Consider the following 2,114-nt stretch of genomic DNA (forward strand, 5'->3'; position numbering starts at 1 on the left):
TGGCGTTCACTCCCCCAGTGATTGTTAAAGCGGTATTCGACAATGTTGATTTTTTAATTGCGAGGAAAGTATGGTGTGGTTTATCCAAGCGTTTAGAAAAGACAACACGAAAGCCACCACGGATCTCGATATTAAGGTCCGCATTTAAAGCCGAATCAAGGTTAATATCAAGTAATTCTCCTTGATCCAACCAGCGGCTAAACATATCGAGATTTTGGGCGATTATATCTGACCACCTAAAATTGGCGCTCACCGTTAACGCCCCTGCCGTTTCCATCATTAATGCATTGTTAGGTGCAAGTGACTTAACATCCTCAACATCGAAAATAACCGGCATAGTTGCAAGGTCTCGGCCTAAGGCAAGCCCCACAGCTTCCTGTGGTTGATGGCAAAGGTAGGCTGCTAGTTTACATTGTGCCTGCCCATCTGTATTGATACCAAGCAGCTCCGCTTTGGAGGCATCGGTGAGATCAAAGTCAATGTGTGTACTGTATTTTATCCAGCACACCTCATCACTATAGGTAAGTGTTGTAGTAGGTTCGAGATCTGCATTTACCTCTTTTTGCTCACCAATAATACCGTCTTCATCGATGACTGTGCTCGCGTTGATAAGCTCTATCTTAGTGTCTCCAGTAACACTTGCGGTTATCCCCTCCAATGCGAAGCTATGACTTTCTACTATTTCCCCGCGCCAAGGTAACAAATCACCATGATAGTCTTTAAGTGGTGTGAGGGTAGTCTCGACAAGCGTTTGTAAGCCCGCCATATTCAGTTCAATCGTCATCGAATTTCCTTTTCATCTGAAGTGGAATTATCTAACCTAAGCTCCGATTAACTATAGCTGTAATTTAACCCTGAGAGGATAATTTCAGACCAATAATCCCAATCACTATCAACAGCAAACTGAGTAGCTTAAGTGATGACAACGGCTCTTTAAAATAGACAAAGCCAACAATAATCGACCCTAGCATACCAATGCCAACCCAGACAGAATAAGCAACGCTAAGCGGTAAAGTTCGTAGTGCAACACTGAGAAAGTAGAAACTTGCGGCCATCGCCACTAAAGTAATAATTGAGGGAACAGGCTTCGTAAAACCGTTGGTAAATTTCAAACCAATAGCCCAAACGACTTCCAATAAACCTGCAAAAACAAGTAGCAACCAGCTCATGACAACTCCAAAATGGGGTCGTCCCCGCCAGTAAAAAAAGCTCTGGAGGTCGTCCACCAGAGCGAGAGCAAATTAGCACGCCCGTGAAGCTAATTCAAGCTTCACGGCAGACAAACTAAGACTCAATTAAAATTATAAGGGTAAGACTGCTACAAGTTTTATTATTCATCGTGTCCAGCTCTAAAGACGTAACACTAAAGGCTACAAATCAAATCAATACATTACTCACGTTTGCCCTTAGGTGATATCACTTCGCATGTTGGCGTACAAAGCTATCAAGCGCCGCAACCGACTTAATCACATAGAGTGTTTTGGTTTGCGTGCTTTGCTCTAACTGCGATAAGAATTTTTCATTCCAAAATTGCGGGCAGCGCCTTAACGTTTTAATACTGGCAATCGTCCCTTTAAACACTGAGCTACCATCTGGCCAGCCTTCAGGCTTAGTGATCATGCTTTTTAAAAGACGTTTTATCACAAACCAATAACTCACTCGATATGGTAAGTCTATGTAGACTAAGGTATCGGCTGCATCTAGGCGCTGTTTAAACGCATCTAACGGACCAAAGCCGTCAATGATCCACGCATCAGTATTCAATATGTTTTGATGTGCTTTATCAAAAGCGGCTCCGTCAACAAACTCGCCATTTGCTTGGTAGAGCATCGAGTCTAATAGATATAACGGGATGCGTATTGCCGCGGCCAGTCCTTTACTCACCGAAGACTTGCCGCTTCCCGGTTTACCAAAAACTGCTATTTTCTTCATGTAACCTCCTTGCTGTGGCCCCACAAGGCAGATACAAAAAACCCACCTTACTTTGGTGGGTTCATTAAAAAGCACACAAAACCACCACTCCTAAGGAATGGTAATAATTCGTGCACTTGTGAGAAATAGTTTTATATTCATACCGATACTTTCACGTAATGATTAGGGCCTGTTTATCTTTC

Annotated in this window: 2 protein-coding genes and 1 pseudogene; all 3 read right to left on the reverse strand. The window is 43.0% G+C overall.

From position 1 onward, the window contains the following. Positions 1-784 (reverse strand): annotated as a pseudogene (locus tag CWC03_RS22980) (hypothetical protein); the annotation flags it as partial. Positions 785-848: 64 nt separating this feature from the next. Further along, positions 849-1,169 (reverse strand): DMT family transporter, encoded by a 321-nt coding sequence (locus CWC03_RS22985; RefSeq protein ID WP_017216036.1) that lies wholly within the window; start codon positions 1,167-1,169, stop codon positions 849-851. A 247-nt stretch (positions 1,170-1,416) separates the two neighbouring features. Then, a complete protein-coding gene (locus CWC03_RS22990; protein ID WP_138583814.1) occupies positions 1,417-1,932 on the reverse strand; it encodes a P-loop NTPase family protein in 516 nt (171 codons plus the stop codon). Positions 1,933-2,114: the final 182 nt, after the last annotated feature.

Origin of the sequence: Pseudoalteromonas sp. S2755 (genome assembly GCF_005886535.1) — a bacterium.
In the GTDB taxonomy this organism is placed as follows: Bacteria; Pseudomonadota; Gammaproteobacteria; order Enterobacterales; family Alteromonadaceae; genus Pseudoalteromonas.

Excerpts from the sequence above, each read along its gene's own strand:
- CWC03_RS22985 (WP_017216036.1), bottom strand. The coding sequence starts at position 1,169 with ATGAGCTGGTTGCTACTTGTTTTTGCAGGTTTATTGGAAGTCGTTTGG.
- CWC03_RS22990 (WP_138583814.1), bottom strand. The coding sequence starts at position 1,932 with ATGAAGAAAATAGCAGTTTTTGGTAAACCGGGAAGCGGCAAGTCTTCG.